The 25,577-nt window shown below is 74.6% G+C and carries 19 protein-coding genes and 2 pseudogenes; 5 read left to right on the top strand and 16 right to left on the bottom strand.

Going from position 1 to position 25,577, the window contains the following annotated elements; translation table 11 throughout:
• Positions 1-199: 199 nt before the first annotated feature.
• The gene (locus OG559_RS21065) at positions 200-1,708 is read right to left on the bottom strand and encodes a glutamate synthase subunit beta (RefSeq protein ID WP_405106195.1); all 1,509 of its coding nucleotides are present in this window, start codon (positions 1,706-1,708) and stop codon (positions 200-202) included.
• Positions 1,701-6,392, bottom strand: a complete 4,692-nt coding sequence (gene gltB, locus OG559_RS21060; protein ID WP_405106193.1) for a glutamate synthase large subunit — start codon at positions 6,390-6,392, stop codon at positions 1,701-1,703. The genes OG559_RS21065 and gltB overlap by 8 nt, the downstream gene beginning before the upstream one ends.
• Before the next feature lie 144 nt (positions 6,393-6,536).
• On the opposite strand from gltB, the gene OG559_RS21055 reads away from it, so the two are divergent.
• Positions 6,537-7,388, top strand: a complete 852-nt coding sequence (locus OG559_RS21055; RefSeq protein ID WP_405106191.1) for a GNAT family N-acetyltransferase — start codon at positions 6,537-6,539, stop codon at positions 7,386-7,388.
• An 85-nt stretch (positions 7,389-7,473) separates the two neighbouring features.
• Here OG559_RS21055 and OG559_RS21050 read toward each other — a convergent pair whose 3' ends face one another.
• Genes OG559_RS21050 through trpC form a run of 5 tightly spaced genes read right to left on the bottom strand, consistent with a single transcriptional unit; the run spans position 7,474 to position 12,823 of the window.
• Positions 7,474-8,661: an FAD-dependent oxidoreductase gene (locus tag OG559_RS21050; RefSeq protein ID WP_405106189.1), complete on the bottom strand. Its 1,188-nt coding sequence runs from the start codon at positions 8,659-8,661 to the stop codon at positions 7,474-7,476.
• Between the two features lie 16 nt (positions 8,662-8,677).
• Entirely contained in the window at positions 8,678-9,886 is a 1,209-nt protein-coding gene (gene lgt, locus OG559_RS21045; RefSeq protein ID WP_405106187.1) for a prolipoprotein diacylglyceryl transferase, read from the bottom strand.
• Between the two features lie 48 nt (positions 9,887-9,934).
• A complete protein-coding gene (trpA, locus tag OG559_RS21040; RefSeq protein ID WP_405106185.1) occupies positions 9,935-10,738 on the bottom strand; it encodes a tryptophan synthase subunit alpha in 804 nt (267 codons plus the stop codon).
• A gap of 4 nt (positions 10,739-10,742) precedes the next feature.
• Positions 10,743-11,978, bottom strand: coding sequence for a tryptophan synthase subunit beta (trpB, locus tag OG559_RS21035; RefSeq protein WP_405106183.1), 1,236 nt, complete (start codon positions 11,976-11,978; stop codon positions 10,743-10,745).
• Positions 11,979-12,019: 41 nt separating this feature from the next.
• Positions 12,020-12,823, bottom strand: coding sequence for an indole-3-glycerol phosphate synthase TrpC (gene trpC / locus OG559_RS21030; RefSeq protein ID WP_405106181.1), 804 nt, complete (start codon positions 12,821-12,823; stop codon positions 12,020-12,022).
• Between the two features lie 524 nt (positions 12,824-13,347).
• Between trpC and OG559_RS21025 the strand changes: the two genes are divergently transcribed.
• The gene (locus tag OG559_RS21025; RefSeq protein ID WP_405106180.1) at positions 13,348-13,608 is read left to right on the top strand and encodes a hypothetical protein; all 261 of its coding nucleotides are present in this window, start codon (positions 13,348-13,350) and stop codon (positions 13,606-13,608) included.
• 7 nt (positions 13,609-13,615) lie between these two features.
• On the opposite strand, the gene OG559_RS21020 is transcribed toward OG559_RS21025, so the two are convergent.
• From OG559_RS21020 to OG559_RS20995, 6 genes and pseudogenes are all read right to left on the bottom strand, one after another.
• Positions 13,616-14,152: a Trp biosynthesis-associated membrane protein gene (locus tag OG559_RS21020; protein WP_405116843.1), complete on the bottom strand. Its 537-nt coding sequence runs from the start codon at positions 14,150-14,152 to the stop codon at positions 13,616-13,618.
• 68 nt (positions 14,153-14,220) lie between these two features.
• Positions 14,221-15,774 carry an anthranilate synthase component I gene (locus OG559_RS21015; protein WP_405106178.1) on the bottom strand — a complete coding sequence of 518 codons (1,554 nt, stop codon included), beginning with the start codon at positions 15,772-15,774 and terminating at the stop codon, positions 14,221-14,223.
• Complete coding sequence (gene hisI, locus OG559_RS21010) at positions 15,771-16,208, bottom strand: phosphoribosyl-AMP cyclohydrolase (RefSeq protein ID WP_405116840.1); 438 nt, start codon at positions 16,206-16,208, stop codon at positions 15,771-15,773. The genes OG559_RS21015 and hisI overlap by 4 nt, the downstream gene beginning before the upstream one ends.
• Positions 16,209-16,388: 180 nt before the next feature.
• Positions 16,389-16,712, bottom strand: a pseudogene (locus tag OG559_RS21005) (phosphoribosyl-AMP cyclohydrolase); the annotation flags it as partial.
• A gap of 488 nt (positions 16,713-17,200) precedes the next feature.
• Entirely contained in the window at positions 17,201-18,205 is a 1,005-nt protein-coding gene (locus OG559_RS21000) for an aldo/keto reductase (RefSeq protein ID WP_405106176.1), read from the bottom strand.
• On the bottom strand, positions 18,202-18,603 hold the full coding sequence (locus tag OG559_RS20995; RefSeq protein ID WP_405106174.1) for a MerR family transcriptional regulator: 402 nt from the start codon (positions 18,601-18,603) through the stop codon (positions 18,202-18,204). Before OG559_RS20995 ends, OG559_RS21000 begins: the two co-directional genes overlap by 4 nt.
• 108 nt (positions 18,604-18,711) lie before the next feature.
• On the opposite strand from OG559_RS20995, the pseudogene OG559_RS20990 reads away from it, so the two are divergent.
• The 3 genes and pseudogenes from OG559_RS20990 to OG559_RS20980 form a co-directional block, all read left to right on the top strand.
• A pseudogene (locus OG559_RS20990) lies at positions 18,712-19,437 on the top strand (ABC transporter ATP-binding protein); the annotation flags it as partial.
• A 71-nt stretch (positions 19,438-19,508) separates the two neighbouring features.
• Positions 19,509-20,264, top strand: a complete 756-nt coding sequence (locus OG559_RS20985; RefSeq protein ID WP_387023735.1) for an ABC transporter permease — start codon at positions 19,509-19,511, stop codon at positions 20,262-20,264.
• A 47-nt stretch (positions 20,265-20,311) separates the two neighbouring features.
• The gene (locus OG559_RS20980; RefSeq protein ID WP_405106172.1) at positions 20,312-20,905 is read left to right on the top strand and encodes a TetR family transcriptional regulator; all 594 of its coding nucleotides are present in this window, start codon (positions 20,312-20,314) and stop codon (positions 20,903-20,905) included.
• Positions 20,906-20,985: 80 nt separating this feature from the next.
• Here OG559_RS20980 and OG559_RS20975 read toward each other — a convergent pair whose 3' ends face one another.
• From OG559_RS20975 to OG559_RS20965, 3 genes are all read right to left on the bottom strand, one after another.
• A complete protein-coding gene (locus OG559_RS20975) occupies positions 20,986-21,738 on the bottom strand; it encodes a DUF2470 domain-containing protein (RefSeq protein ID WP_405116837.1) in 753 nt (250 codons plus the stop codon).
• A 113-nt stretch (positions 21,739-21,851) separates the two neighbouring features.
• On the bottom strand, positions 21,852-23,633 hold the full coding sequence (locus OG559_RS20970) for an ABC transporter ATP-binding protein (protein ID WP_405106170.1): 1,782 nt from the start codon (positions 23,631-23,633) through the stop codon (positions 21,852-21,854).
• Between the two features lie 52 nt (positions 23,634-23,685).
• Entirely contained in the window at positions 23,686-25,560 is a 1,875-nt protein-coding gene (locus tag OG559_RS20965) for an ABC transporter ATP-binding protein (protein WP_405106168.1), read from the bottom strand.
• Positions 25,561-25,577 lie beyond the last annotated feature (17 nt).

Raw genomic sequence — 25,577 nt, 5'->3', positions numbered from 1 at the left:
CACGCGGCCAGCAGCGCGTGAAGAGCCAGCACCACGCGAACCGACCCGACCAGCCGCCAACGGGTGCCCCCAGACCGGGCCGGCCGGGGACACGGCCAGCAGGCCCGGGACACGAGGGCCCGCCGGGCCGGCCGAGGACACGGCCGGCGGGTCCGGGACATGAGGACACGGGCCGCCGGCCGTTACGGGGCTCCGCAGGTCAGCGGGCGGCCAGGGGCTGCCGCGCGGGGTCGACCGGGGCGGGCAGCTCGCCCACCCCGCCGAGGTACGCGTGGATCGCGGCGGCCGCCGCGCGCCCCTCGGCGATCGCCCAGACGATCAGCGAGGCGCCACGGTGCATGTCCCCGGCGACGAAGACGCCGTCGGCGTCGGTCTGCCAGTCCGGCCGGGCGTCGATCGCGCCCCGGCCGTTGCGGGCCACCCCGAACTGTTCCAGCAGCGGCTGTCGCTCGGTGCCCTCGAAGCCGATCGCCAGCAGCACCAGGTCCGCCGGGAGTTCCCGCTCCGAGCCGGGCAACGGGGTGACGATCCGCCGGCCGTCGCGCTTCTCGACGCTCACCTCGGCGATCCGCACCGCCCGTACCTGGCCGGTGCCGTCGTCGACGAACTCCTGCACGGCGGCGGCGAACACCCGGTCGCCGCCCTCCTCGTGGGCGGGGTAGTTGCGCAGCAGCCACGGCCAGGTCGGCCACGGGTCCCGTTCGGCGTCGCGGGAATGCGGCGGCTCCGGGTACAGGTCGAGCTGGTGCACCCCGGCCGTGCCCTGGCGGTGGGCCACGCCGAGGCAGTCCGCGGCGGTGTCGCCGCCGCCGATGATCACCACGTGCTTGCCGGCCGCGTCGATCGGGGTGCCGTCGGGCAGCACGGCGAGCGCCGGCCTGCCCTCGCCGGCAGCAGCGACCACCCGGTTCGCCGCGACCAGGTGCGTCATCGCCTGGTGCACGCCGCGCAGTTCCCGCCCCGGGGTCTCGGGGGTGTCCCGGCCCTGGAGCGCGCCGCAGGCGAGCAGCACCGCGTCGTGCGCCTCGCGCAGCTGCTCGGCGGTCACGTCGACGCCGACGTTCACCCCGGTGCGGAACCGCACGCCCTCGGCCGCCAACTGGGCCAGCCGCCGGTCGATGTGCTGCTTCTCCAGCTTGAAGTCGGGGATGCCGTACCGGAGCAGGCCGCCGATCGCGTCGTCACGCTCGTACACCGTCACGGCGTGGCCGGCGCGGGCGAGCTGCTGGGCGGCGGCCAGGCCGGCGGGACCGGAGCCGACCACGGCGACCGACCGGCCGGTCGGGGCCACCGGCGGGCGGGGTGCCAGCCCGCCCCGGGTCACCGCCGCATCGGCGATCTCCACCTCGACCTGCTTGATGGTGACCGGGTCGCCGCCACCGATGCCGAGGACACAGGCGGCCTCGCACGGGGCCGGACAGAGCCGGCCGGTGAACTCGGGGAAGTTGTTGGTGGCGTGCAGCGACTCGACCGCCGCGTCCCAGCTACCGGTCCGGACCAGGTCGTTCCAGTCCGGGATGCGGTTGCCCAGCGGGCAGCCGTCGTGGCAGAACGGGATGCCGCAGTCCATGCACCGGGTGGCCTGCTCGCGGACGAGGTCCTCGCCGGCCGGCGGGTACACCTCCCGCCAGTCGCTGATCCGCACCGGCACCGGGCGGCGCGCGGGCAGCCGCCGGTGGTAACGCAGGAAGCCGTTCGGGTCAGGCACGAGCCACCTCCTGGGCGACCGCCCGCGGGGCGGGCGGCATGGACGCATCGGTTGGCGCCGGCGGCGCTGGGGCGGCTGTCGCCGCCAGTGCGCTCATCACCGCGTCGTCGACGTCACGGCCGGCGGCTTCGGCGGCCCGCATGATCTCCAACACCCGGCGGTAGTCCCGGGGCACCACGGCGGTGAACTCCTCCACCGCCTCCGGCCAGCGCTTCAGCAGCGCCTCGGCGACCGCCGAGCCGGTCTCGGCGAAGTGCCGGTGCACCAGCTCGTGCAGCCGGTCCCGCTCCTCGTCGCGCAGCGGCGACAGTTCGACCAGCTCCCTGTTGATCCGGCGCCGGTCGAGGTTCCAGACGAACGCGGTGCCGCCGGACATGCCGGCGGCGAAGTTGCGCCCGGTCTCGCCGAGCACCACCACCGTGCCGCCGGTCATGTACTCGCAGCCGTGGTCGCCGACGCCCTCGACGACCGCCACCGCGCCGGAGTTGCGCACCGCGAACCGCTCGCCGACCCGGCCGCGCAGGAAGACCTCGCCCGCGGTGGCCCCGTACAGGATGGTGTTGCCGGCGATGATCTGGTCCTCGGCGCGCTGGCCCGGCATGGCCTCGCCCTCGACGAACGGCGCGGCGGCGTCCGGGCGGACAACGATCCGGCCGCCGGACAGGCCCTTGGCGACGTAGTCGTTGGCGTCGCCGTGCAGGCGCAGGGTGACCCCGCTGGGCAGGAACGCGCCGAACGACTGCCCGGCGGTGCCGCGCAGCAGGAACTCGACGGTGTCGGCGGGCAGGCCGGCCCCGCCGAAGCGGCGGGTGACCTCGCCGCCGAGCATCGCGCCGACGCTGCGGTGCTCGTTGCGCACCGCCACCTCGACCCGCACCGGCGTGCCGTCGGTGAGCGCCGGCCCAGCGAGGGCGATCAGCTCGTTGTCCAGCGCCAGCTCCAGACCGTGGTCCTGGGCCCGCACGCCGCGCCGGGCCGCGCCGGCCGGCAGCTCCGGCAGGTGCAGGACGCGGGCGAGGTCGAGGTCCCGGGCCTTCCAGTGGTCGATGGCGTCGACGACGTCGAGCAGCTCGGTGTGGCCGATGGCCTCCTCGATGGTGTGCAGGCCCAGCTCGGCGAGGTATCCCCGGACCTCCTCGGCGAGGAAGAGGAAGAAGTTCTCCACGAACTCCGGCTTGCCGGTGAACCGCTCGCGCAGCACCGGGTTCTGGGTGGCGATGCCGACCGGGCAGGTGTCCAGGTGGCAGACCCGCATCATCACGCAGCCCTCGACGATCAGCGGGGCGGTGGCGAAGCCGAACTCCTCGGCACCGAGCAGCGCCGCGACCAGCACGTCCCGGCCGGTCTTGAGCTGGCCGTCGACCTGCACGGTGACCCGGTCGCGGAGCTTGTTGAGCAGCAGGGTCTGCTGTGCCTCGGCCAGCCCCAGCTCCCACGGGGTGCCGGCGTGCTTGAGCGAGTTCAGCGGGGACGCCCCGGTGCCGCCGTCGTGGCCGGAGATCAGGATGACGTCGGCCTTGAGCTTGGCCACGCCGGCCGCGACCGTGCCGACGCCGACCTCGCTGACCAGCTTGACGTGCACCCGGGCAGCCGGGTTGACGCACTTGAGGTCGTGGACGAGCTGGGCCAGGTCCTCGATCGAGTAGATGTCGTGGTGCGGCGGCGGGGAGATCAGGCCGACGCCCGGGGTGGCGTGCCGGGTCCGGGCGATCCACGGCCAGACCTTGTTGCCGGGGAGCTGTCCACCCTCGCCGGGCTTCGCCCCCTGGGCCATCTTGATCTGGAGGTCGTCGGCGTTGACCAGGTATTCGCTGGTCACGCCGAACCGGCCGCTGGCGATCTGCTTCACCGCGGAGCGGCGCTGCGGGTCGTGCAGGCGCTCGGCGTCCTCGCCGCCCTCGCCGGTGTTGGACTTGCCGCCGAGGCGGTTCATGGCGATGGCGAGGGTCTCGTGCGCCTCGGCCGAGATGGACCCGTACGACATGGCGCCGGTGGCGAACCGCTTGACGATCTCGGTGGCCGGCTCGACCTCGTCCAGCGGCACCGGCGGGTGGACCCCGGTGCGCAGGGTGAACAGGCCACGCAGCGATCCGGCCTTCGCGGCCAACTCGTCGACCTTCGCCGTGTACTGGCGGAACACGTCGTACTGGCGGCTGCGGGTGGCGTGCTGGAGCAGGAAGACCGTCTCCGGGTTGAACAGGTGCAGCTCGCCCTCGCGGCGCCACTGGTACTCGCCGCCGACCTCCAGCCGGTCGGACGCCACGGCGCCCGGCGGCGGCCAGGCCAGCGAGTGCCGGGCGGCCACCTCGGCGTGGATGCCGTCCAGCCCGACGCCGCCGATGGTGCTCGGGGTGCCCCGGAAGTACCGCTGGACGAGGCGGGTGTCCAGGCCGACGGCCTCGAACACCTGCGCCCCGCAGTACGACGAGACGGTCGAGATGCCCATCTTCGACATGATCTTCAGGACGCCCTTGCCGAGCCCCTTGACATAGTTGCGCACCGCCTTGACCGGCTCCACGCCGGCCAGGGCACCTGTGGCGATCATGTCTTCCACCGACTCGAAGGCCAGGTAGGGGTTGACGGCCGCGGCGCCGTACCCGATCAGCACGGCCGCGTGGTGCACCTCGCGGCAGTCGCCGGACTCGACGATCAGCGCCACCTGCGTGCGGGTCTGCTCGCGCACCAGGTGCTGGTGCACGGCGGCGGTGAGCAGCAGCGACGGGATCGGGGCGAGGTCGGCGTTGGAGTCCCGGTCGGAGAGCACCAGGATGCGTACGCCGTCCTCGATCGCCTCGGAGACGTGCCGGCAGATCTCGGTGAGCCGGGCCTTGATCCCGGCCCCGCCGTCGCGGACCCGGTACAGCCCGGAGACCCGCACGGCCTTGAAGCCGGGCAGGTCGCCGTCCTCGTCGATGGAGAGGACCTTGGCCAGCTCGTCGTTGTCGATCACCGGGTACGGCAGCACGATCTGCCGGCAGCTCGCCGGGCCCGGGTCGAGCAGGTTGCCCTCCGCGCCGATGGTGTGCTGGAGGCTGGTCACCAACTCCTCGCGGATGGCGTCCAGGGGCGGGTTCGTGACCTGGGCGAAGAGCTGGTGGAAGTAGTCGTAGAGCAGCCGGGGCCGGGTGGACAACGGGGCGATCGGCGTGTCGGTGCCCATCGAGCCGAGCGGCTCGGCGCCGGTGCGGGCCATCGGCCCGAGGAGGATCTTCAGCTCCTCCTCGGAGTACCCGAAGGTCTGCTGCCGGCGGCGCACCGAGTCGTGGGTGTAGACGGTGTGCTCGCGCGGCGGCAGGTCGGCCAGGTCGATCAGCCCGGCGTGCAGCCACTCCTGGTACGGCCGCGCGGCGGCCAGCTCCGCCTTGATCTCGTCGTCGGAGACGATCCGGCCGGCGACGGTGTCGACCAGGAACATCCTGCCCGGCTGGAGCCGCCCCTTGGCGACCACGGTGGCCGGGTCGAGGTCGAGCACGCCGGCCTCGCTGCCGAGCACCACCAGCCCGTCGGCGGTACGCCACCAGCGGCCCGGGCGCAGGCCGTTGCGGTCCAGCACCGCCCCGACGACCTCGCCGTCGGTGAACGCGACCGACGCCGGCCCGTCCCACGGCTCCATCAGGCTGGCGTGGAACCGGTAGAAGGCGCGCTTGTCGGCGCGCATGTCCGGGTCGTTCTCCCACGCCTCGGGGATCATCATCAGCACCGCGTGCGGCAGGCTGCGCCCGGCCAGGTGCAGCAGCTCCAGGACCTCGTCGAAGTTCGCCGAGTCGGAGGCGGCGGGGGTGCAGACCGGGAAGACCCGGCGAATGTTGCCGGGGATGTTCGGGCTGCGCAGCAGCGCCTCGCGGGCCTGCATCCAGTTCCGGTTGCCGCGGATCGTGTTGATCTCGCCGTTGTGGGCGATGATCCGGTACGGGTGGGCCAGCGGCCAGGACGGGAACGTGTTGGTGGAGAACCGGGAGTGCACCAGCGCGATGGCGCTGTCGACCCGCTCGTCGGTCAGGTCGGGGAAGAACTCGGGAAGCTGGTCGGGGGTGAGCATCCCCTTGAACACCATGGTCCGGCCGGACAGCGACGGGAAGTACGCCGGCACGCCCCGCTCGGCGGTCTCCCGCTCGGACTGCTTACGCACGCAGAAGGCCACCCGGTCCAGGTCGAGGCCGGACAGCGGGGAGCCGGCCGGGCCGGCCGGGGTACCGGTGAGCCGGCGCGCGGCGAGGAAGACCTGCCGGACCCGGGGCATCGCCGCGAGCGCGGTCTCGCCGAGACCGCTCGGGTCGGTCGGCACGTCCCGCCAGCCCAGGATCTCCGCGCCCTCGACCAGGGCGTACTTTTCGAGCACCCGGCGGGCGCGGGCCTCGCCGGCGTCATCGGTCGGCAGGAAGACCAGGCCGGTGGCGTACTCGCCGGCGGGCGGCAGCGGGAAGTCGACCACGGCGCGCAGATACGCGTCCGGCACCTGGATCATGATGCCGGCGCCGTCGCCGGTGTTGTGCTCCGCGCCCCGGGCGCCCCGGTGGTCCAGCCGAAGCAGGGCACCGAGGCCGTTGGCCACGACCGCGTGGGAGCGCCGGCCGTAGAGGTCCGCCACGAAGGCCACCCCGCACGCGTCGTGCTCGTACGCGGGATCGTAGAGCCCGGTCGCGCGCGGGGCCGACTGCTGGCTGGGAGGGTACGGAAAGGCCACCGGGCCTCCTGTCGTCACTCAGGTGGATCATGGTCGGGACGACGTCGGCCCTTATGGGTTTATTGAGTCTACGTTAGGGGTTGCGGCGCAAGGCCAGTTCAGATTGATCACACTTCCAGATGCTGGGAACGATAGTCTCGCGCGGTGGATCACGTACGTACTGAGACGACTACGACGTTCGACCGGCTCGAGCACTTTTACGACGCGGTGCCCCGGGACTCCGCCCGGGCCGAGGAATACGGCCCCCTGGTGCTGTTCGTCCGGGAAGGGGCGGGTTGGCCGTTCTACGCCCGCCCCCGCCTGGACGCCACCGAGCCGCCCTCGCTGGCCGACGTGACCGCCGTACGGGAACGACAGCGGGAGCTCGGCGCGCCGGAGGCGTTCGAGTGGGTGCACGAGCGTAGCCCGGACCTGCTGGCGGTGGCCCGCTCGGCGGGGCTGGCCGTGCTGGAGGCCCCGCTGATGATGCTCGACCCGGCCGCGTTGGCCGTTCCCGAGGAGTTCACCGACGTACCGGTGCGGCTGCTGGACCCCGCCGCGCCCGGCTTCGCCGCCGACGTGGCCGCCCGCCGGGCGGTCGCCGCGGTCGGGTTCTACGCCGCTGGCACCGCCCGGGGCGAGGCCGGCCCGGCGCAGCGGGACGCCGCGGTCACCGAGCTGGACGTGGCGGCGCTGGAGGAGGAGCGGGCCCGAGTCTCCGACGGCCGACGGCTGTCCGCGCTCGCCGGGACGCCCACCGAGGGTCCGCTGGCCAGCGGGATGGCGATGCGGGTCGGGGAGGTGGCCGAGATCGCCGGGGTCGCCACCCTGCCGGCGGCCCGCCGCCGGGGCCTCGGCGCGGCGGTCACCGCCGCCCTCGCCCAGGCGTTGCGCGCCGCCGGCACCGACCTGGTGTTCCTCTCCGCCGGCAGCGAGGAGATCGCCCGGGTCTACGTCCGGGTCGGCTTCCGCCGGGTCGGCACCGCCTGCATCGCGGAGCCCGCCGCGCTCATCTGAGCGCACCCCGCCGCCCGGTCCCCGTCCCCCCGGCACCCGCCCGGCCGACCGGAACGGGCCCGGCCGACCGGGTGAGCCGAGCTGCTCAGGACGGGGGGCGCCACTGGGCGGCGACGGAGGCCGCGGTGGAGAGCAGGCGGGGGCTGATGGTGCCCAGGGCGGCGTCCCGGGCCCGCAGGGCGAGCCGGCCCCGGGCCTGGAGCACCGCCGACATCCGCCGGGTCTGCCGGACCACGATCGCCGCCCGGGGCCGGCGCAGCCGGTCGTAGGTGGCCACGGCGTCCGGGAGGCGGGCCTCGCGCAGCAGCGAGGCGAGGGTGGCGGCATCCTCGAAGGCCAGGCAGGCGCCCTGGCCCAGGTGCGGGGGCATGGCGTGGGCGGCGTCGCCCAGCAGCACCACCCCGCCCGGCCCGGCCGGGAAGCCGTAGGCGCGGGGCAGCGGGCGCAACTCGCGGATCTCCTGCTGGACCACGTCGGCCGGGTCGGTGGCGTCGAGCAGCTCGCCGATCGGGGCGGGCCAGCCGGCGTACCAGCGGCGGAGCAGCGCGAGCTGGGTCTCCGGGGACTCCGGCCGGGGCGCGCCGGCCGCGGTGGCCACCCAGTAGATGCCGCCCCGGCTCGACCCGCCGGACGAGCCACGCTCGCCCAGCGAGGCGGCCACGAACCGGTACCCGGCACCCAGGGTCTCCCCGCCGGCCGGCTGGTCCGCCGGAAGCCGGGGCGCCCGGTACCAGGGGATGACCGCCCGCCACGCGGCGCAGCCGGAGCTGACCACCCCCGCCTCGGGGGCCAACTGCCGGCGGATCTCGCTGTCGGTGCCGTCCGCCCCGACCACCAGGTCGGCCTCGAAGCGCTGCCGGCCATCGCCGACCGAGGGCCGCTCACCAGGATCGGCCCGGACCGTGCGCACCGTCACGCCGGTGCGCAGCTCCACCCGCTCGCCGAGGCCCGCGATCAGCGTGTCGTGCAGATCCTCCTGGTGCACCACCACCGGCATCCGGTCGGCCGGGGTGGGGCGGGGCTGCACCAGCCAGTGCCCGTCGGGCCGGCGTATCCCGCCGTCGGGCAGCGGGGTGGCGATCGCGTCCAGGCCCGCGCCGAGGCCGAGGGCGCGCAGCGCGCGTACCCCGTTGGGCCAGAGCACGACGGCCGCCGGATCCGGGCGGACCCGGTCGGCGCGCTCCAGGAGGGTGACCTGCCACCCGGACCGGGCGAGCGCGCCGGCGACCGCGAGGCCGCCGATCCCGGCCCCGACCACCACCGCCGTACGCATGCCGCCCCTCCCCCGCTCAGCTCTCCCGGTCGGCGGCGCGCGGGCCGGTCGTGCCGGCCCGCTCGTCGCCCGCCGGCACGTCGCCCGCCTCGCGGTCGCCCGGCGCGTCGTCCCCGGTTGCCACGGGGCCCGGCGCGTCGTCGTCATCCACGGCCGCGTCGGGCTCGGCGGGGCCCGGCGTGTCGTCGTCCACGGCCGCGTCGGGCCCGTCGGGTACCACGCCCGTGTCCCGGTACGCGCGGAACTGTTCCTCGCCCACCACCCGGTACCCCTCCGGGGCGGTCGCCTGCGCACCGGCCCCGCGCTGGGACAGGTCGACCTGGGAGACGTCGCCGCCGGTGGCGGCCGGGGCGGGGGTGGGCCCGCCGATCGGAACCAGGTATTCCCGGGGGCCACGGACCCGCAGGAAGTAGATCAGCGCGCCGACGAAGACCAGGGCGGACGTGAAGACGTTGAGCCGGACGCCGAGGATGTGGGTGGCCTCGTCGGTGCGCATCAGCTCGATCCAGAACCGGCCGGCGGTGTAGCCCATCACGTAGAGCGCGAATGCCCGCCCCTTGCCGAGGCGCAGCTTCCGGTCGAGGAAGAGGACCAGGGCGGCGACGCCGACGTTCCACAGCGCCTCGTAGAGGAAGGTCGGGTGGTACAGCCCGGGAAGCAGCACCGGCTCGCCGTCGACGACCTTCGCGTGGCCGGGGTTGCTCGGGTCCATGTCGTGCACCCGCAGCCCCCAGGGCAGGGTCGTCAGGCCACCGTAGAGCTCGTTGTTGAACCAGTTGCCGAGCCGGCCCACCGCTTGCGCCAGCGGCAGCCCCGGGGCGAGCGCGTCGGCCACCACGGTCAACGGGATGCCGAGCTGGCGGGCGGCGATCCAGGCGCCGAGCGCCCCGCCGGCCACCGCGCCCCAGATGCCCAGGCCGCCCTCCCAGATGGCGAACGCCTTGAGCGGCTCGCCGCCGGCGCCGAAGTACTTCTCCGGGGAGGTGATCACGTGGTAGATGCGGGCGCCGATGATGCCGGTCGGCACCGCCCATACGGCGATGTCGAGGACCGCGCCGGGGGCGACGCCGCGCTGGCGCAGCCGCCGCTCGGTGACCACGCAGGCCACCACGATTCCGGCGATGATGCAGAGCGCGTACGCCCGCAGCGGCAGCGGGCCGAGCTGCCAGACGGCTGTGCTGGGGCTCGGCAGGGCCGCCTGGGGAATCGTCGAGGCGAGGGTCACGGGTGCACACGCTACCGCTGTGCACCGCCGTAGCGGCACCCCGGTCGGTCAGCGACGCGGGTTGCGCACCCCGTCGGCGAGTTCGGCGCTCAGGGCGCGCAGGGCGGCCAGGCCGGCGGCCGGGTCGGGCGCGTCGAGCAGGCAGCGGATCAGCGCGCTGCCGACGATCACCCCGTCGGCGTACCCGGCGACCGTGCCGGCCTGCGCGCCGGTGCCGACGCCGAGCCCCACGCCGACCGGCAGGTCGGTGACCTCGCGCAGCCGGGAGACCAGGACGGGGGCCGCGTCGGAGGTCTGCGAACGGGCGCCGGTGACCCCCATGATCGCGGTGGCGTAGACGAATCCCCGGCAGTGCTCCACGGTCATCTTCAGCCGCGCGTCGGTGGACGACGGGGAGACCAGGAAGGTGCGGTCCAGCCCGTGCGCGTCCGAGGCGGCCAGCCACTCGTCGGCCTCGTCGGGGATCAGGTCGGGGGTGATCAGGCCCGTGCCGCCGGCCGCGGCCAGGTCCCGGGCGAACGCGTCGACGCCGTACTGCTCGATCGGGTTCCAGTAGGTCATGGTGACCACCGGGGCGCCGGTGGCCGCGACCGCCTCGACGATGCGCAGCGTGTCGGCGACCCGGACGCCGCCGGCCAGGGCCATGTCGCTGGCCTTCTGGATCACCGGGCCGTCCATCACCGGGTCGGAGTACGGGATCTCCACCTCGATGACGTCCACCCCGGCGGAGACCATGGCGGTCATCGCGGCGATGCTGCCCTCGACCGTGGGGAACCCGGCCGGCATGCAGCCCACCAGCACGGCCCGCCCGTCGGCACGGGCCTTGTCGAACGCCACCCCGATCCGGCTCACGTTCTCACTGCTCCTTGTCGAGGATGCCGAAGTACTCGCCGGCGGTGTGCACGTCCTTGTCGCCCCGGCCGGAGAGGTTGACCACGATGACCGGCTCCCGGCCCAGCTCGGCGGCGAGCCCCGGGGCGATCTTCAGCGCGCCGGCGAGCGCGTGCGCGCTCTCGATCGCCGGAATGATCCCCTCGGTGCGGCAGAGCAGCTCGAACGCGGCCATCGCCTCGCGATCGGTCACCGGCGTGTACGTCGCCCGGCCGCTGTCGTGCAGCCACGCGTGCTCCGGGCCGACGCCCGGGTAGTCCAGGCCGGCCGAGATCGAGTGCGACTCGATCGTCTGCCCGTCAGAGTCCTGGAGCACGTACGTGCGGGTGCCGTGCAGCACCCCCGAGGAGCCGCCGGTGATGCTGGCCGCGTGCCGCCCGGTCTCCATGCCCTCGCCGCCGGCCTCGAAGCCGTACAGCCGCACACCGGGGTCGCCGACGAAGGCGTGGAAGATGCCCAGCGCGTTGGAGCCGCCGCCGACGCAGGCCGCGACCGCGTCCGGCAGCGCGCCGGTCAGGTCGAGGCACTGCTGGCGGGCCTCCTCGCCGATGCCCCGGACGAAGTCCCGGACCATCTCGGGGAACGGGTGCGGGCCCGCGGCGGTGCCGATCAGGTAGTGGGTGTCGTCGACGTTGGCAACCCAGTCCCGCATCGCCTCGTTCATCGCGTCCTTGAGGGTGCGCGAGCCGGTGGTGACCGGGACGACGGTGGCGCCGAGCATCCGCATCCGGGCCACGTTGAGCGCCTGCCGCCGGGTGTCGACCTCGCCCATGTAGACCACGCAGTCGAGGTCGAACAGGGCGGCGGCGGTCGCGGTGGCCACGCCGTGCTGGCCGGCGCCGGTCTCGGCGATCACCCGCCGCTTGCCCATCCGCTTGGTCAGCAACGCCTGACCGAGCACGTTGCGTACCTTGTGCGCACCGGTGTGGTTGAGGTCCTCCCGCTTGAGCAGCACCCGGGCGCCGATCTTCGCGGAGAACCGCTCGGCCGGGTAGAGCAGCGAGGGGGTGCCGGCGTAGCCGCGCAGCAGCCCGTCGAACTCGGCGAGGAACTCCTCGTCGCCCATCGCCTTGCGGTACGCCGCGTCCAGCTCGTCGAGCGCCGCGACGAGCGCCTCCGGGACGAACCGGCCGCCGAACCGGCCGAAGTGACCGGCGGCGTCGGGGAGCCGGCCGGACGGGGCGGGGGCGTCGGCGCTCATCGCGGTGTCCTCTCGCTGCTGCTTGTCGCCCCGGGCGCGGGTCAGCGCGCCGGTCGGGGCGTGGCCGGGTGGTTGCCGGCGTTGACCAGTCCGGCCACCGCATCGCGGGGGCTGGACTGGGTTACCAGGCCCTCGCCGACCAGCACTGCGTCGGCGCCGGCCGAGGCGTACCGGATCAGGTCGTGCGGGCCACGCACCCCGGACTCGGCGATCTTGACGACGCTGCTGGGCAGGCCGGGGGCGATCCGCTCGAACACCGAGCGATCGACCTCCAGCGTACGCAGGTCACGGGCGTTGACCCCGATCACCTGGGCGCCGGCCTCCATGGCCCGGTCGGCCTCCTCCTCGGTGTGCACCTCGACCAGCCCGGTCATCCCGAGGGACTCGATCCGCTCCAGCAGCCCGACCAGGGCGTTCTGCTCCAGCGCGGCGACGATCAGCAGGACCAGGTCGGCGCCGTGCGCGCGGGCCTCGTGCACCTGGTAGCTGGAGACCACGAAGTCCTTGCGCAGCACGGGGACCTTCACCGCGGCCCGGACGGCGGCCAGGTCGTCCAGCGACCCGCCGAACCAGCGCCCCTCGGTGAGCACGCTGATCGCCCGGGCGCCACCGGCCGCGTACTCCGCGGCCAGCTCGGCCGGGTCGGCGATCTCGGCCAGCTGTCCCCTGGACGGCGACGAGCGCTTCACCTCGGCGATCACGGCCACGCCGGGCCGGCGCAGGGCCGCGTACGCGTCCAGCGGCGGAGGCGCGGCGGCGGCCAGTTCGCGGATCCGCTCCAGCGGAACCTGCTCCTGCCGCCGGGCGACGTCCTCTCGGACACCGGCCAGGATCTCGTCGAGCACGCTTCCGGACGCTGCCGGACCGGCCCCGTCCCCCTCCGCGTGCGCATGGTCAGCAGTCACCAACGGACTCCCCTCTCCGGGTGTCATGGGCCGATGCTAGGGGGCGCCACCTGGGACCGGATGCCGGGGGGTATGGCGCTCCTCACGAAATGGGCTGCGGCATAATGCCCGACTTCCGGTGAACGCCACGTCACACAGCGCCACCAGTCCCGTCGATCGCGGTGACCCCGCGGCCGGCGGGTGCGCCGGTCGGCCCATCGACGGGTACCCATTCCCATTCGACCATTGTCAGCCCGCGCTCACCCCCCGCGCATCTCGGTGGGTGCTGTGACGTAGGTCAAGGCGGAACGGCCCTGTCCAGGTCGCCCGCTCCGGGGGAGAGTTGACGTGCCGGTGACCGGGGCGAAACGTGAGCCGGGCATCGTCTTTCTCGGGCAGACTCGTTTACGCGCCTGCCCGGGGCGTCGGGTGACGCGGCGACGCGCAGCCCGAGACCGTCGGAACGATCTTCGTGCGGGGTGACCATGAGCAACGTCGAGCCCAACCCGACCATTCGACTGACCACCATCTCCCGTACCGTCGCGTCGCTCGCTGTCGGGGTGGTGCACACCCTGGAGCGCGCCGTGGTGGGGGACGGCCGGATCCGTACCGCGCGCGGCAACGCCTGGGAGGCGGTCTGCGCCGACCGGGCCCGCGCCGACCAGCGCGCCGAGCTGGACCGCCTGGTGGCCGAGCTCGTCGCCACCCGGGCCGCCGCCGCCCGCGAGCGCCAGCCGGTCGGCTGACCGCCCGTCAGCCGGCCGTCGGGTCCTCGCCACGGTCCAGCGCGTCCCACGCCTCGGTGGTGCGCCGCCCGGTCACCGGTCCGGCCGCCGCCGGCCCCGGCTCGGTGGCGACCCGCCGGGCCGGTCGGTCGTAGCGGGCCCCCATCGCCGGCCAGCCCGCGCCGCGCAGTGCGGTGAGCGCCCCGCCGGCGCCGGTGAGCAGCCCGCCGACCAGGCACAGCGCCGGCCACTGCCGGCTGATCTCGCCGTCGAACGCGGCGACCAGGCCGTACCCTCCACCGGCCGCCACGGCGACGCCGAGCGCCAGCAGCAGCACACCGATCAGCCGGCGCAACGCCCCCCGGGTGGCCAGCACCGCGCCGCCGCCGGCCAGCCCGACCACGGCCAGCGCCGACAGCCAGGGCAGCAGCCCCGCCCCGGTGCGCGCCTCGCGCACCGGCGGCAGCGGCGTGGGCCGGACGGTCAGCTCGATCGACCAGGTCCGGGTCGACGCCCACAGCGCCAGGCCCGCCCCGGCCAGGCAGAGCAGCACCGCGTACGTCATCTCACGCCGGCGCCGCGCGGCCGGCGCGCCCGCCCCCGCCGCCGTTGTCGGGCCGGTCACCGGGCCGGTCACCGGGCCGGCCGGAGGGTCTCGGCGGCGGCGATGGCGGCCAGCACCGCGGCGGCCTTGTTGCGGGTCTCCTGGTCCTCGGCGGCCGGGTCGGAGTCGGCCACCACCCCGGCGCCGGCCTGCACGTACGCCCGGCCGTCCCGGATCAGCGCGGTGCGGATGGCGATCGCCATGTCCAGGTCCCCGCCGAAGTCGAAGTACCCGACGGTGCCGCCGTACAGGCCGCGCCGGACCGGCTCCAGCTCCTCGATGATCTCCATGGCCCGAACCTTCGGCGCACCGGACAGGGTGCCGGCGGGGAAGGTCGCCGCGAGCGCGTCGAAGGCCGTCCGGTCCTCCCGCACGGTGCCGACCACGGTCGAGACGATGTGCATGACGTGGCTGTACCGCTCGATGGTGGCGAACTCGGACACCTCGACGGTGCCCGGCCGGCAGACCCGGCCCAGGTCGTTGCGGCCCAGGTCGACCAGCATGACGTGCTCGGCGCGTTCCTTCGGGTCGGCGAGCAGTTCGGCGGCGAGCCGGGCGTCCTCCTCCGGGTTGTCGCCGCGCGGGCGGGTGCCGGCGATCGGGTGCAGCAGCGCCCGGCGCTGCCCGTCCGGGCCGGCGCTCACCTTCAGGTGCGCCTCCGGCGACGAGCCGACGACGTCGAAGCCGTCGAAGCGCAGCAGGTACATGTAGGGGCTGGGGTTGGTGGTGCGCAGCACCCGGTACACGTCCAGCGGGTCGGCGTGGGTCGGCCGCTCGAAGCGCTGGGCGAGCACGATCTGGAAGCACTCGCCGGCCCGGATCGCCTCCTTGGCCGCTTCGACGGCCTTCGGGTAGCCGCCCTCCTCGGTGCGGCTGATCACGTCGCCGACCACCGGCCGGTCGACCGTGGAGATCATCGGCGGGATGGGCCGGGACAGCGCGGTGGTCATCGCGTCCAGCCGCCCCACCGCGTGGTGGTACGCGGCGGAGATCAGGGCGTCGCGGTCCGGCTCGTCCGGCGGCGGGAGCACCGCGTTGGCGATCAGGATCGCCGAGCCGTCATAGTGGTCGAGGACCACCAGGTCGGTGGCGAGCATCATGCCCAACTCGGGCACGCCGAGGTCGTCCTCGGTCAGCTCGGGCAGCCGCTCGAAGCGGCGGATCAGGTCGTACCCCAGGAAGCCGACCATGCCGCCGGTGAGCGGCGGCATGCCGCTGGCCGGGTCCCAGGCCGGGCCGGCCAGGGCGTTGACCGTCTCGCGCAGCACCCGGACCGGGTCGCCCCCGGTGGGCAGCCCGGTGGGCGGCTGGCCGGTCCAGTACGCGGTCCCGTCCCGCTCGGTGAGCGTCGCGCCGCTGCGTACCCCGATGAACGAGTACCGCGACCAGGCCGACCCGGCCGGGCCGGCGCCCTGCTCGGCGGACTCCAGCAGGAACGTGCCCGGCCCGCCGGCCAGCTTTCGGTACACCCCGACCGGGGTCTCCGCGTCGGCGAGCAGCCGGCGGGTGACCGGGACGACCCGCCAGCGGGCCGCCAGGTCGGCGAAGGTGACCCGGTCCGGGCTGACGGAGCCGTCGGTCATGAGGGGTCTCCCGGGGTGGAGGTGACCGGAAGCTCCGTGAAGAAGCAGGTCCGCTCGCCGGTGTGGCAGGCCGCGCCCACCTGCTCGACGCTGACCAGCAGCGCGTCGCCGTCGCAGTCGAGGGCGACGGAGCGGACGTACTGGTGGTGGCCGGAGGTGGCGCCCTTGACCCAGTACTCCTGGCGGCTGCGCGACCAGTAGGTGGCCCGACCGGTGGTGAGGGTGCGGTGCAGCGCCTCGTCGTCCATCCAGGCGACCATCAGCACCTCGCCCGTGTCGTGCTGGCGGACCACGGCGGCCACCAGGCCGTCGGGGTTGCGGCGTAGCCGGGCGGCGACGGCCGGGTCGAGCCGGGACGGGCCGGCCGGCGCATCGGCCGCCGGCGGGTTCGCAGGGGCGTTGGCGCCGGTCGTCGGCGCGTCAGGTACGGGCACAGTGACCCATTGTCCCGGACGCGGCGCGGGCACCGGCGACGGCTCCCGCCGCGGCCGTGGTACGGCCGTCGCGACGCCGGTGAGCTGGGCGAGGTAGCGGTCCAGCCGCCCGTCGGCGAGGGCGTCGGCCAGGTCCGTGCCGGCCACCGCGGCGATCTCGTCGGCGTACGGGCGGACCAGCGGGACGGTGCCGGTGACCAGCCGCCCGGCGGCGGCCCAGAGCTGCCCGGTGGAGCCGGGCCGCCCGCCGAGGCAGAGCAGCATGTCGTCGCGGTACCCGGGCGGGGCGACCGGCAGGTCGAGGGCGGCGGTGAACGCGGCCCGCCGGGACACCACCCGCACCGACGGGTTGGCCAGCCGGAGCACGGACGGGCAGAGTCGGGCCAGGTCGGCGGCGGCGAGTCGGACGCCGAGGTGGTCCTCTCGGGCCCGGGCCCCGGCGACCTTACCGAGAGTGGCGATCAGCTCCTCCAGCCGCGGCTCGTCGGCGGGCTGACAGAGCACCGTCAGGTCGATCCGGTCGCGCCAGTGCTCGTCGGCCCACAGCAGCCGGGTGGGTGTGGTGACCGGCAGCCCGAACGCCCAGTCGGCCGGCTGGGCCAGCCGGTCCAGCCAGGAGCGGACGTCCCGGACCGCCACCGAGACGTGGGTCAGCCGACCGCCGGATTCGGCGAGGTAGGCGCGGCGGGCGGCGTACGGGGCGTTGATCGGCGGGGCGGCCGACCGGGGCGGCGCCCCGTCGGTGACGAGCACGTCGAGGTCGACGTCGCTGTGCGCCGTGGCGGCCCGTCGGGCGTGGCTGCCGCGCAACAGGATGCCGACGACGGGCCGCTCGGCCCCGTGCCGCAGCCGCGCGGCCCAGTCGTCGAGGAACCCAGTCTCAGGTGACGCAGCGTGACCCACCGCGCCATCGTGCCGTACGCCCGTTCAGGGCGCAATGCCCGATGCCGGACCGGCTGTCCGGGTCCGAAGGCTAGTGCCCGGTCCGAAGGCTAGTGCCCGGTCGTTCTCATTCCTGCCTCGGGGTACCTTTCGCCGGCCACGGCATCCGGCGGCACCGCAGCGGCCAGCCGGGCCAGCTGCTCGGCGCTGAGCCGCAGGTCGGCCGCGGCGGCGTTCTCCTCCAGGTAGGAAATCCGCTTGGTGCCGGGAATGGGCAGAATGTCCTCACCCTGGGCGAGCAGCCAGGCCAGCGCGGCCTGGGCCGGGGTGCGGCCGACCTCGGCGGCGACCGCCCGGACCTCGTCGACCAGTTTCAGGTTGGCGTCGAGGTTGCCCTCGGCGAACCGGGGCGCACCGGCTCGCCAGTCGCCGGCGGCGAGCTGGTCGCGGCGGGTGATCGCCCCGGTGAGCAGGCCCCGGCCCACCGGCGAGTACGCCACCAGCGCCGCCCCCAGTTCCCGGCAGGTGGCCAGCATCTCGCCCTCGACGTCCCGGGTGAACAACGAGTACTCCATCTGCACGGCGGCCACCGGGTGCACAGCGTGCGCCGCCCGCAGGGTCGCCGGGCTCACCTCGGACAGCCCGATCAGCCGGACCTTGCCGGCCGCCACCAGCTCGGCCAGCGCCCCGACGGTCTCCTCGATCGGGGTATCCGGGTTGCGCCGGTGCAGGTAGTACAGGTCGATGGTGTCCACCCCGAGCCGGGTCAGCGACGCGTCGCAGGCCTGGCGGGCCCAGGCGGCGCTGCTGTCGACGTACGCCCCGGGGGCGCCGGTGCCGCCGAAGGACCCGCCGCTGGTGCGATTGCCGAACTTGGTGGCCAGGAAGACCTCGTCCCGGCGCTGCCGGACCACGGGGGCGAGCAGCCGCTCGTTGGCGCCCTGGCCGTACATGTCGGCGGTGTCGAGGTGGTTGACCCCGAGGTCGAGGGCCCGGTGCAGGGTCCGGGTCGACTCGGCGTCGTCGGCACCGCCGTACGCGAAGCTCATCCCCATGCAGCCGAGGCCGATCGCCGAGACCTCCGGCCCGTGCGCCCCCATCCGTCGACGCCTCATCCGCAGCCCTCCGTCCGCTGGTACATGTCGATCTTGTAGTTGAGCACCTTGAGGTCCTCCTCCAGTTCGCCGATCTGCCTCAGTACCCGGGCCCGGTGCGCCTCGAACAGCGCCCGACGGGCGGCCCGCGTCCGGTCGCCCTGCCTGGCAAGTTCCGCGTAGCGGCGCATGTCCCGCACCGGCATCCCGGTACGCCGCAGCCGGGTGAGCAGGCGCAGCCACTCCACGTCGGCGGCGGTGTACCGGCGGCGGCCCGCCGAGTCCCGGCCGACGGGGGCGACGAGGCCCTCCTGCTCGTACCAGCGCAGCGTGTAGGTGGTGAGGCCGACCAACTCGGCCGCCTCGCCGACGGAGAGGCTGGTCTCCGGCGGGCCGATCTCCTGCGTGCTGACGTCCACGCGACACAGGCTGTCAGTTGGAGCGCACTCGAAGTCAACCCCCCGTTGTGCACCGGGAGGAATTCATCTAGCGTTGATTTCATTAGGTGATGAAATCTGGAGGTGACGATGGACCACGCGATCGCAGTCCGCGACCTGGTCGTGGAGCGTGGCCGGCGGCGGGTGCTGCACGGCGTGAGCTGCGCGGTGCCGCGCGGCTCGGTGACCGGGCTGCTCGGGCCGAGCGGCAGCGGCAAGACCACCCTGATGCGGGCCGTCGTCGGCGTGCAGACCGTCCGCTCCGGCTCGGTGACCGTGCTCGGCCGTCCGGCCGGCTCGGCCCCGCTGCGCAGCCGGGTCGGCTACCTGACCCAGGCGCCCAGCGTGTACGCCGACCTCACCGTCCGGGAGAACGCCCGCTACTTCGCCGTCCTGCAGGGCCGGGGCCGGGCCGAGGCGGACCGGTCGGTGGCCGACGTCGGGCTGGCGGAGGCGGCCGACCAGCTCGTCGGCACCCTCTCCGGCGGCCAGCGCAGCCGGGCGTCGCTGGCCTGCGCCCTGGTCGGCGAGCCGGAGCTGATCGTCCTCGACGAGCCGACCGTCGGGCAGGACCCGGTGCTGCGCGCCGACCTGTGGGCCCGGTTCCACGCCCTCGCCGCAGCCGGGACGACCCTGCTGGTGTCCAGCCACGTCATGGACGAGGCGGCCCGCTGCGACCGACTGCTGCTGATCCGTGAGGGCCGGCTGATCGCCGACGACACCCCGGACGCGGTCCGCACCGCCGCCGGGGTCGACGACCTCGACGAGGCGTTCCTGCGCCTGATCCGGGCCGGCGGCACGGCCGGGACCACGGCCGACGGCACGGGCCGCTCCACCGGCCCGGACGGGGGCGCGTCGCGGCCGGGCGGCCCGGACGGGGGCGCGTCGTGAGCCCGCGCATCCTGGCCGCCACCACCGGACGCATCCTGCGCCAGCTCCGGCACGACCGACGCACCGTCGCCCTGCTCGTGGTGGTGCCGACACTGCTGCTCACCCTCGTCTACTTCATGTATGCCGATCAGCCCACCCCACCCGGCCGGCCGAGCATGTTCGACCGGGTGGCGCTGGTGCTGCTCGGCGTCTTCCCGTTCGTGATCATGTTCCTGGTGACCAGCATCGCGATGCTGCGCGAGCGCACCTCCGGCACCCTGGAGCGGCTGCTCACCACCCCGCTCGGCCGGCTCGACCTGCTGTTCGGCTACGGCATCGCGTTCGGCGTCGCCGCCGCCGGGCAGGCCGCGATCGCCGCGGCCGTGGCGTATTGGGTGTTCGGGCTGACCACCGCCGGCAGCAGCGCCCTGGTGATCGGAATCGCGGTGGTCAACGCGGTGCTCGGGGTGGCCCTCGGGCTGTTCTGCAGCGCGTTCGCCCGCACCGAGTTCCAGGCCGTACAGTTCATGCCGGTCGTGGTGATCCCCCAGCTGCTGCTCTGCGGGCTCTTCGTCGCCCGCGACGAGATGGCCGGCTGGCTCCAGGCGGTCAGCTACGCCCTCCCCCTGTCGTACGCGGTCGAGGCGTTGCAGGAGGTCGGCGCGCACGCCGAACCGACCGGCACGATGTGGCGGGACCTCGGGGTGGTGGCCGGCGCGGTGGTGCTGGCGCTGGTGCTCGCCGCAGCCACCCTGCGCCGGCGCAGCGGCTGAGTCGCCGGGGCGCGGACGGCACGACGACGGACGAGCAAAGGGCGGCGATGGCGCGGCGGACCGGTCGACGACCCGGCAACCCGGACACCCGGGAGGCGATCCTCGACGCGGCCCGGGCCGCATTCGCGGAGCGGGGCTTCGACGCGACCTCGATCCGGTCGATCGCCGGGGCGGCGGGGGTGGACCCGGCGCTGGTGCACCACTACTTCGGCACCAAGGACCGGCTCTTCCTGGCCTCGATGGACGCCCCGGTCGACCCCGGCGAGCTGTTCCCCCGGATGCTCGGCGGGGACGCCGACGGCGTCGGCGAGCGGCTGGTCCGCACGTTCCTGGAGATCTGGGACTCCCCGACGGGCGCCGGCGCCGTGGCCCTGCTCCGATCCGGGGTGAGCAACGAGTGGACCGCCCGGCTGCTGCGCGAGTTCCTGGTCACGCAGGTGCTGCGCCGGGTCCTGGACCACCTCGACGTCGACCCGGCCGAACGGCCGCTGCGCGGGTCGCTGGTGGCCACCCAGATGATCGGGCTGGCCATGATGCGGCACGTGATCCGCCTGGAGCCGGTCGCCTCCGCGCCGGCGGAGACCCTGGTCGCCGCGATCGCCCCGACGGTCCAGCGATACCTGTGCGGCGACCTCTCGTAGTGCCCCGGTCGACGCCTCCGGCGGAGCTGGTCCCCCGCTCGCGCCGGGACGCGGGCGCGGGTGCGGGTGCGGCGGGTCGGTCAGGCGGGGCCGGTCAGGCGGGGTGACTCGGCGTGCCGGAAGAACACGGGGTGCAGCATCCGGGCCAGCTCGCCGTGGTCGGCCACCGGGCTCGGGAAGGCCAACCGGGCCCGCCGCCGCGCGCCGGGGGAACCGAAGGAGACCACCAGGCCGTACCGGTCGACCCGCACCACCCGGGGCGGGTCGGCCCGGGCCGCGTCGGCCAGGCCGAGCTGCCGCCGGACGTACGCCGTCATCTCCCGGCCGTGGTGCACGGTGAGCTCGGCCAGCAGCTCCGCCTCCACCGGGTGCAGCGGGTCCGGCTCGGCCTCCGCGTACGCCAGCGGGTCGATCCGGAGCAGTCCGTCGGGGCGCTCCAGGCGGGCCTCGGCCACCTCGAAGCGGTACAGCTGGAACCGGGTGCCGACGTCGAGCAGGTCTCCCGTCGGGTCCACCTCGGCGTAGTCCAGCGCGGCACGGCGGGCGGCGTCGCCGTGCAGCGCGGCCGCCCAGCCGGAGACCCAGGCCCGACCCAGCGACGGGGCGCCGGCAGCCGGCGGCAGGTCCAGCACGTCGAGCGCCACGGCGACGTCGTCGCCCGGCGGCAGCGCCGCCGCGAGGTCGCTGTGCACCGGTACGAGCAGCAGCACGCGGCCCTCGGCGTCGGTGACGTGCCGGACGTGGAACGGGCCGGGCCGCTGGGCGAGGTAGGCCAGGCCCGGCAGCCGGCCGGCGGCCAGGGTCCGGACGATCTCGGCGGGACTGGGCCGCAGGGCGGTGCTGGGGCGCACGACCCACCTCCAAAGGTTAGGCTTACCTAAGTGGCACGGTAGACCACCCGCGCCCCCCACGTCCACCGCCTTGCCGGTTCCAGCCGGTCCACCGGTCAGCGGGTCTGCTCCAGCCAGGAGGCGTAGAGCAGCCCGTAGACCGAGCCCTGCTCGCGGACCAGCTCGTCGTGCGGGCCGCGCTGCACGATCCGGCCCTGATCCACCACGATCACCTCGTCCGCGGCCTGCGCCGTGGAGAGCCGGTGCGCGATCGCGAGGGTGGTCCGGCCCCGGGTCACCGCGTCCAGGGCTCGCTGTAGGCGGACCTCGGTGGCCGGGTCGACCGCGCTCGTCGCCTCGTCCAGCACCAGCAGGTCAGGGTCGGCGACATACGCCCGCGCCAGCGCGACGAGCTGCCGCTCCCCCACGCTCAACGCCTCGCCGCGCTCGCCGACCGGGGTGTCCAGCCCGGTGGGCAGCCCGTCCAGCCAGTCCACCAGCCCCAGCTCGGTGAAGGCTGCCGTCAGCTCGGCGTCGGTCAGCTCCGGCCGGGCGAACCGGACGTTCTCCCCGACAGTGGCGTCGAAGAGGAAGCCGTCCTGCGGAACCATCACCACCCGCGCGCGCAGCGAGGCGAACCGGACCTGTGGCAGCGGCACCCCGGACAGCAGCACCTCGCCGTCGGTCGGATCCATCAGCCGGGTGAGCAGCTTGGCGAAGGTGGTCTTGCCGCTGCCCGTCTCCCCCACCACGGCCACCCGGCTCTTCGCCGAGATCTCCAGGCTGACGTCGTGCAGCACCGGCGGGCCACCCGGGTAGGCGAAACCCACCCCGGCGAAGCGGATGTCCAGCGGGCCGGACGGCAGCTCCCGCCCCCGCTCGCCCGGGTCGGCCACGTCCGGGACGGCGTCCAGCACGTCGAGCACCCGCCGCCAGCCGGCGATCGCGTTCTGCGCCTCGTTGAGCACCTCGGTGGCGATCTGCACCGGCTGGATGAACAACGTCACCAGGAACAGGAACGCCGTGAGCTGGCCGACCGACAGGGTGCCGTCCACCCCGAGGGTGATCCCGAGGACGACGACGCCGGCCAGCGCCAGCCCGGCCGCCAGCTCCCCCACCGAGCTGCCCAGGATGCTGATCCGGATCGCCCGCTGCTGGGCCTGCCGCTGCCCCTCGATCGCCACGTCCAGCCGACGGGCCGTCCGCCCCGCGATCCCGTACGCCCGGATGACCGGCGCCCCCACCACGCTCTCGGCGATCGTCCCGAGCAGCGTCCCCATCCGCTGCCGGACCACCCCGTACGCCCCGGCGAGGCGGCGCTGGAGCAGCCGGATCACCAGCACCGCCGGCGCGAACGCGGCGAGCACCACCAGGGTGAGCTGCCACGAGTACGCCAGCATCACCGCCGCGGTCACCACGAGCTGACCGAGGTTGACGATCAGGATCACCCCGCCCCACTGAAGGAACTGGGTGATCTGGTCGACGTCGCTGGTCACCCGGGAGACCAGGGAGCCGCGCCGCTCGGACTGCTGGTGCAGCATCGACAGGTCGTGCACGTGCCGGAACGCCCGGGTGCGCACGTTGGCCAGGGCAGTCTCGCTGACCGTGAACAGCCGCCGCATCATCAGGTAGCCGCAGATGGTGGTCACCACCAACACGGCGACCGCAACCGCCACCACCGTCCAGACCACATCCAGGTTGAGCCCACCGACGATGCCCTTGTCGATGCCCTGCTGCACGGCCACCGGCACGGCCACCCGGCCGACCATGTAGACCAACGCCAGGGCGAGCGTGCCGACCAGGCCGGTGCGCAGCTCCGGGGAGAGGGCCAGCCCCCGCCGCAGGGTCTGCCAGGTGCTCTCCTCCGCGGGGCTCGCAAGCTCACTCCTCGCGCTCACCGGTCCCGCCCTCCGTTCACGACTGCGGGGCTCGCAAGCTCACTCCTCGCGCTCACCGATCCACCTCGATCTCCAGGCCCGAGGCCAACGGCTTGACCTCGTCGGGCGTGCGCTCCTGCTGGGGGTCGGTCTCAGCCTGCTCGTAGGCGGTGACCAGGTCGGCGTAGCCGGCAACGGTGGCGAGCAGCTCGGTGTGGGTGCCCCGGGCGAGCACCCGGCCGTGCTCCAGGTAGATCACCTCGTCGGCGAGCGCGATGGTGGCCCGCCGGTACGCCACCACCAGGATCGAGGCGGCCGGCCCCCCGGCGGCCGGGGCGCGCAGCCCGGCCAGGATGGCCGCCTCCACCCGGGGGTCCACCGCGCTGGTGGCGTCGTCGAGAACCAGCAGCCGGGGTCGCCCGGCCAGCGCTCGGGCCAGGGTGAGCCGCTGCCGCTGCCCGCCGGAGAGCGAGGTGCCCCGCTCGCCGACCATCGTGTCCAGCCCGTCGGGCAGCGCGGCGACGAAGCCGTCCGCCTCGGCCAGCCGCAGCACCGCCCAGACGTCCTCGTCGGCGATGTCGGGCCGGTCCAGGGTGATGTTGGCCCGGACCGTGTCGTCGAAGACGAACGGCACCTGGGCCACCAGCGCGGCGGCGCCCGCCAGCGATGTGGCGGTGAGCTGGCGGACGTCCACCCCGTCGAGGCGGACCGCGCCCGTGTGCGGGTCGACCAGCCGCACCGCCAGCGCGGTGATCGTCGACTTCCCGGAGCCGGTCGGCCCGACCAGGGCCACGGTCTTCCCGGCCGGCACGGTGAAGGAGACCTCACCGAGCACCTCGACGCCGGGCAGGTGCGCCTCGGCCGGCTCGTACGCGAAGCCGACGTCGGCGAAGGTCAGGGTGGCCGGGGTGGGGTCGGCCGGGTCGAGCGCGACGTCCCCGTACGACATCTCGCCGGTGGCGTCGAGCACCCGGCGCACCCGGTCCCAGCCGGCGACGCTGCGCGGCAGCTCGGCCAGGACCCAGCCGATGGCCCGCACCGGGAACGCCAGGACGGTGAACAGGAACGCCACGCTGACCAGCTCGGTGACCGTGATGGCGCCCTGCCGGAGCCGGAACGCGCCGACCACCAGCACGGCGAGGGTGCCGAGACCGGGCAGGGTCTCCAGCAGCGGGTCGAACACGCCGCGCAGCCGGCCGACGGCGATCAGCGCGTCACGCAGCTCGCCGGCCCGGGCGGAGAACCGGGCGGTCTCCTGGGCCTCGCGGCCCATCGTCTTGACCACCAGGGCACCGTCGAAGCTCTCGTGGGCGATCCCGCTGACCTCCGCGCGCAGCCGCTGGGCGCGGGCCTGGCGGGGGGCCATCCAGCGGGAGTAGACCACGTTGAGGGCGAACAGCGCCGGGAACACGGCCAGCCCGACCAGGGCCAGCGCCCAGTCGGTGACGAAGAGCGAGGCGACCGCGCCGACCAGCATCACCAGCGTGCCGACCGCGAACGGCAGCGGGGCGATCGGGTACCAGGCCGCCTCGACGTCGGAGTTGGCGTTGGACAACAGGGTGCCGGTGGCGTTGCGCTGGTGCCAGGACAGCGGCAGGTCCAGGTAGCGACGGGTGACCCGGCGACGGTAGGCGGCCTGGAGCCGGAACTGCATGTAGCCGGCGCCGAGCCGGCGGCCGAAGATGCCGACCACCCGCAGCACGCTGATCCCGAACAGGGCCCCGGCGGCGAGGGCGATGGCCGCCACGCCCACCGACCCGCGCTCGACCGCCGGCACCACCACGTCACCGACCACCGCGCCGACGATGTACGCGCTGGCGATGACCAGCCCGCCGAACAGCACGCTGCCGGCCACCGCGACCGCGAAGATCCGGGGCTGTTCCCGGATCGCCCGGCCGAGCACGGACAGTCCTCTGCCGAGCACGTCCCGACTTGCCCTGCTGGTCACGCTCTCCCCCGCCGTAA

The sequence above is a fragment of the Micromonospora sp. NBC_01405 genome, assembly GCF_045040155.1.
Taxonomy (GTDB): Bacteria; Actinomycetota; Actinomycetes; order Mycobacteriales; family Micromonosporaceae; genus Micromonospora.
The sequence above is the reverse complement of the archived record's forward strand: the minus strand, read 5'-3'. Positions and strand labels throughout refer to the sequence as shown.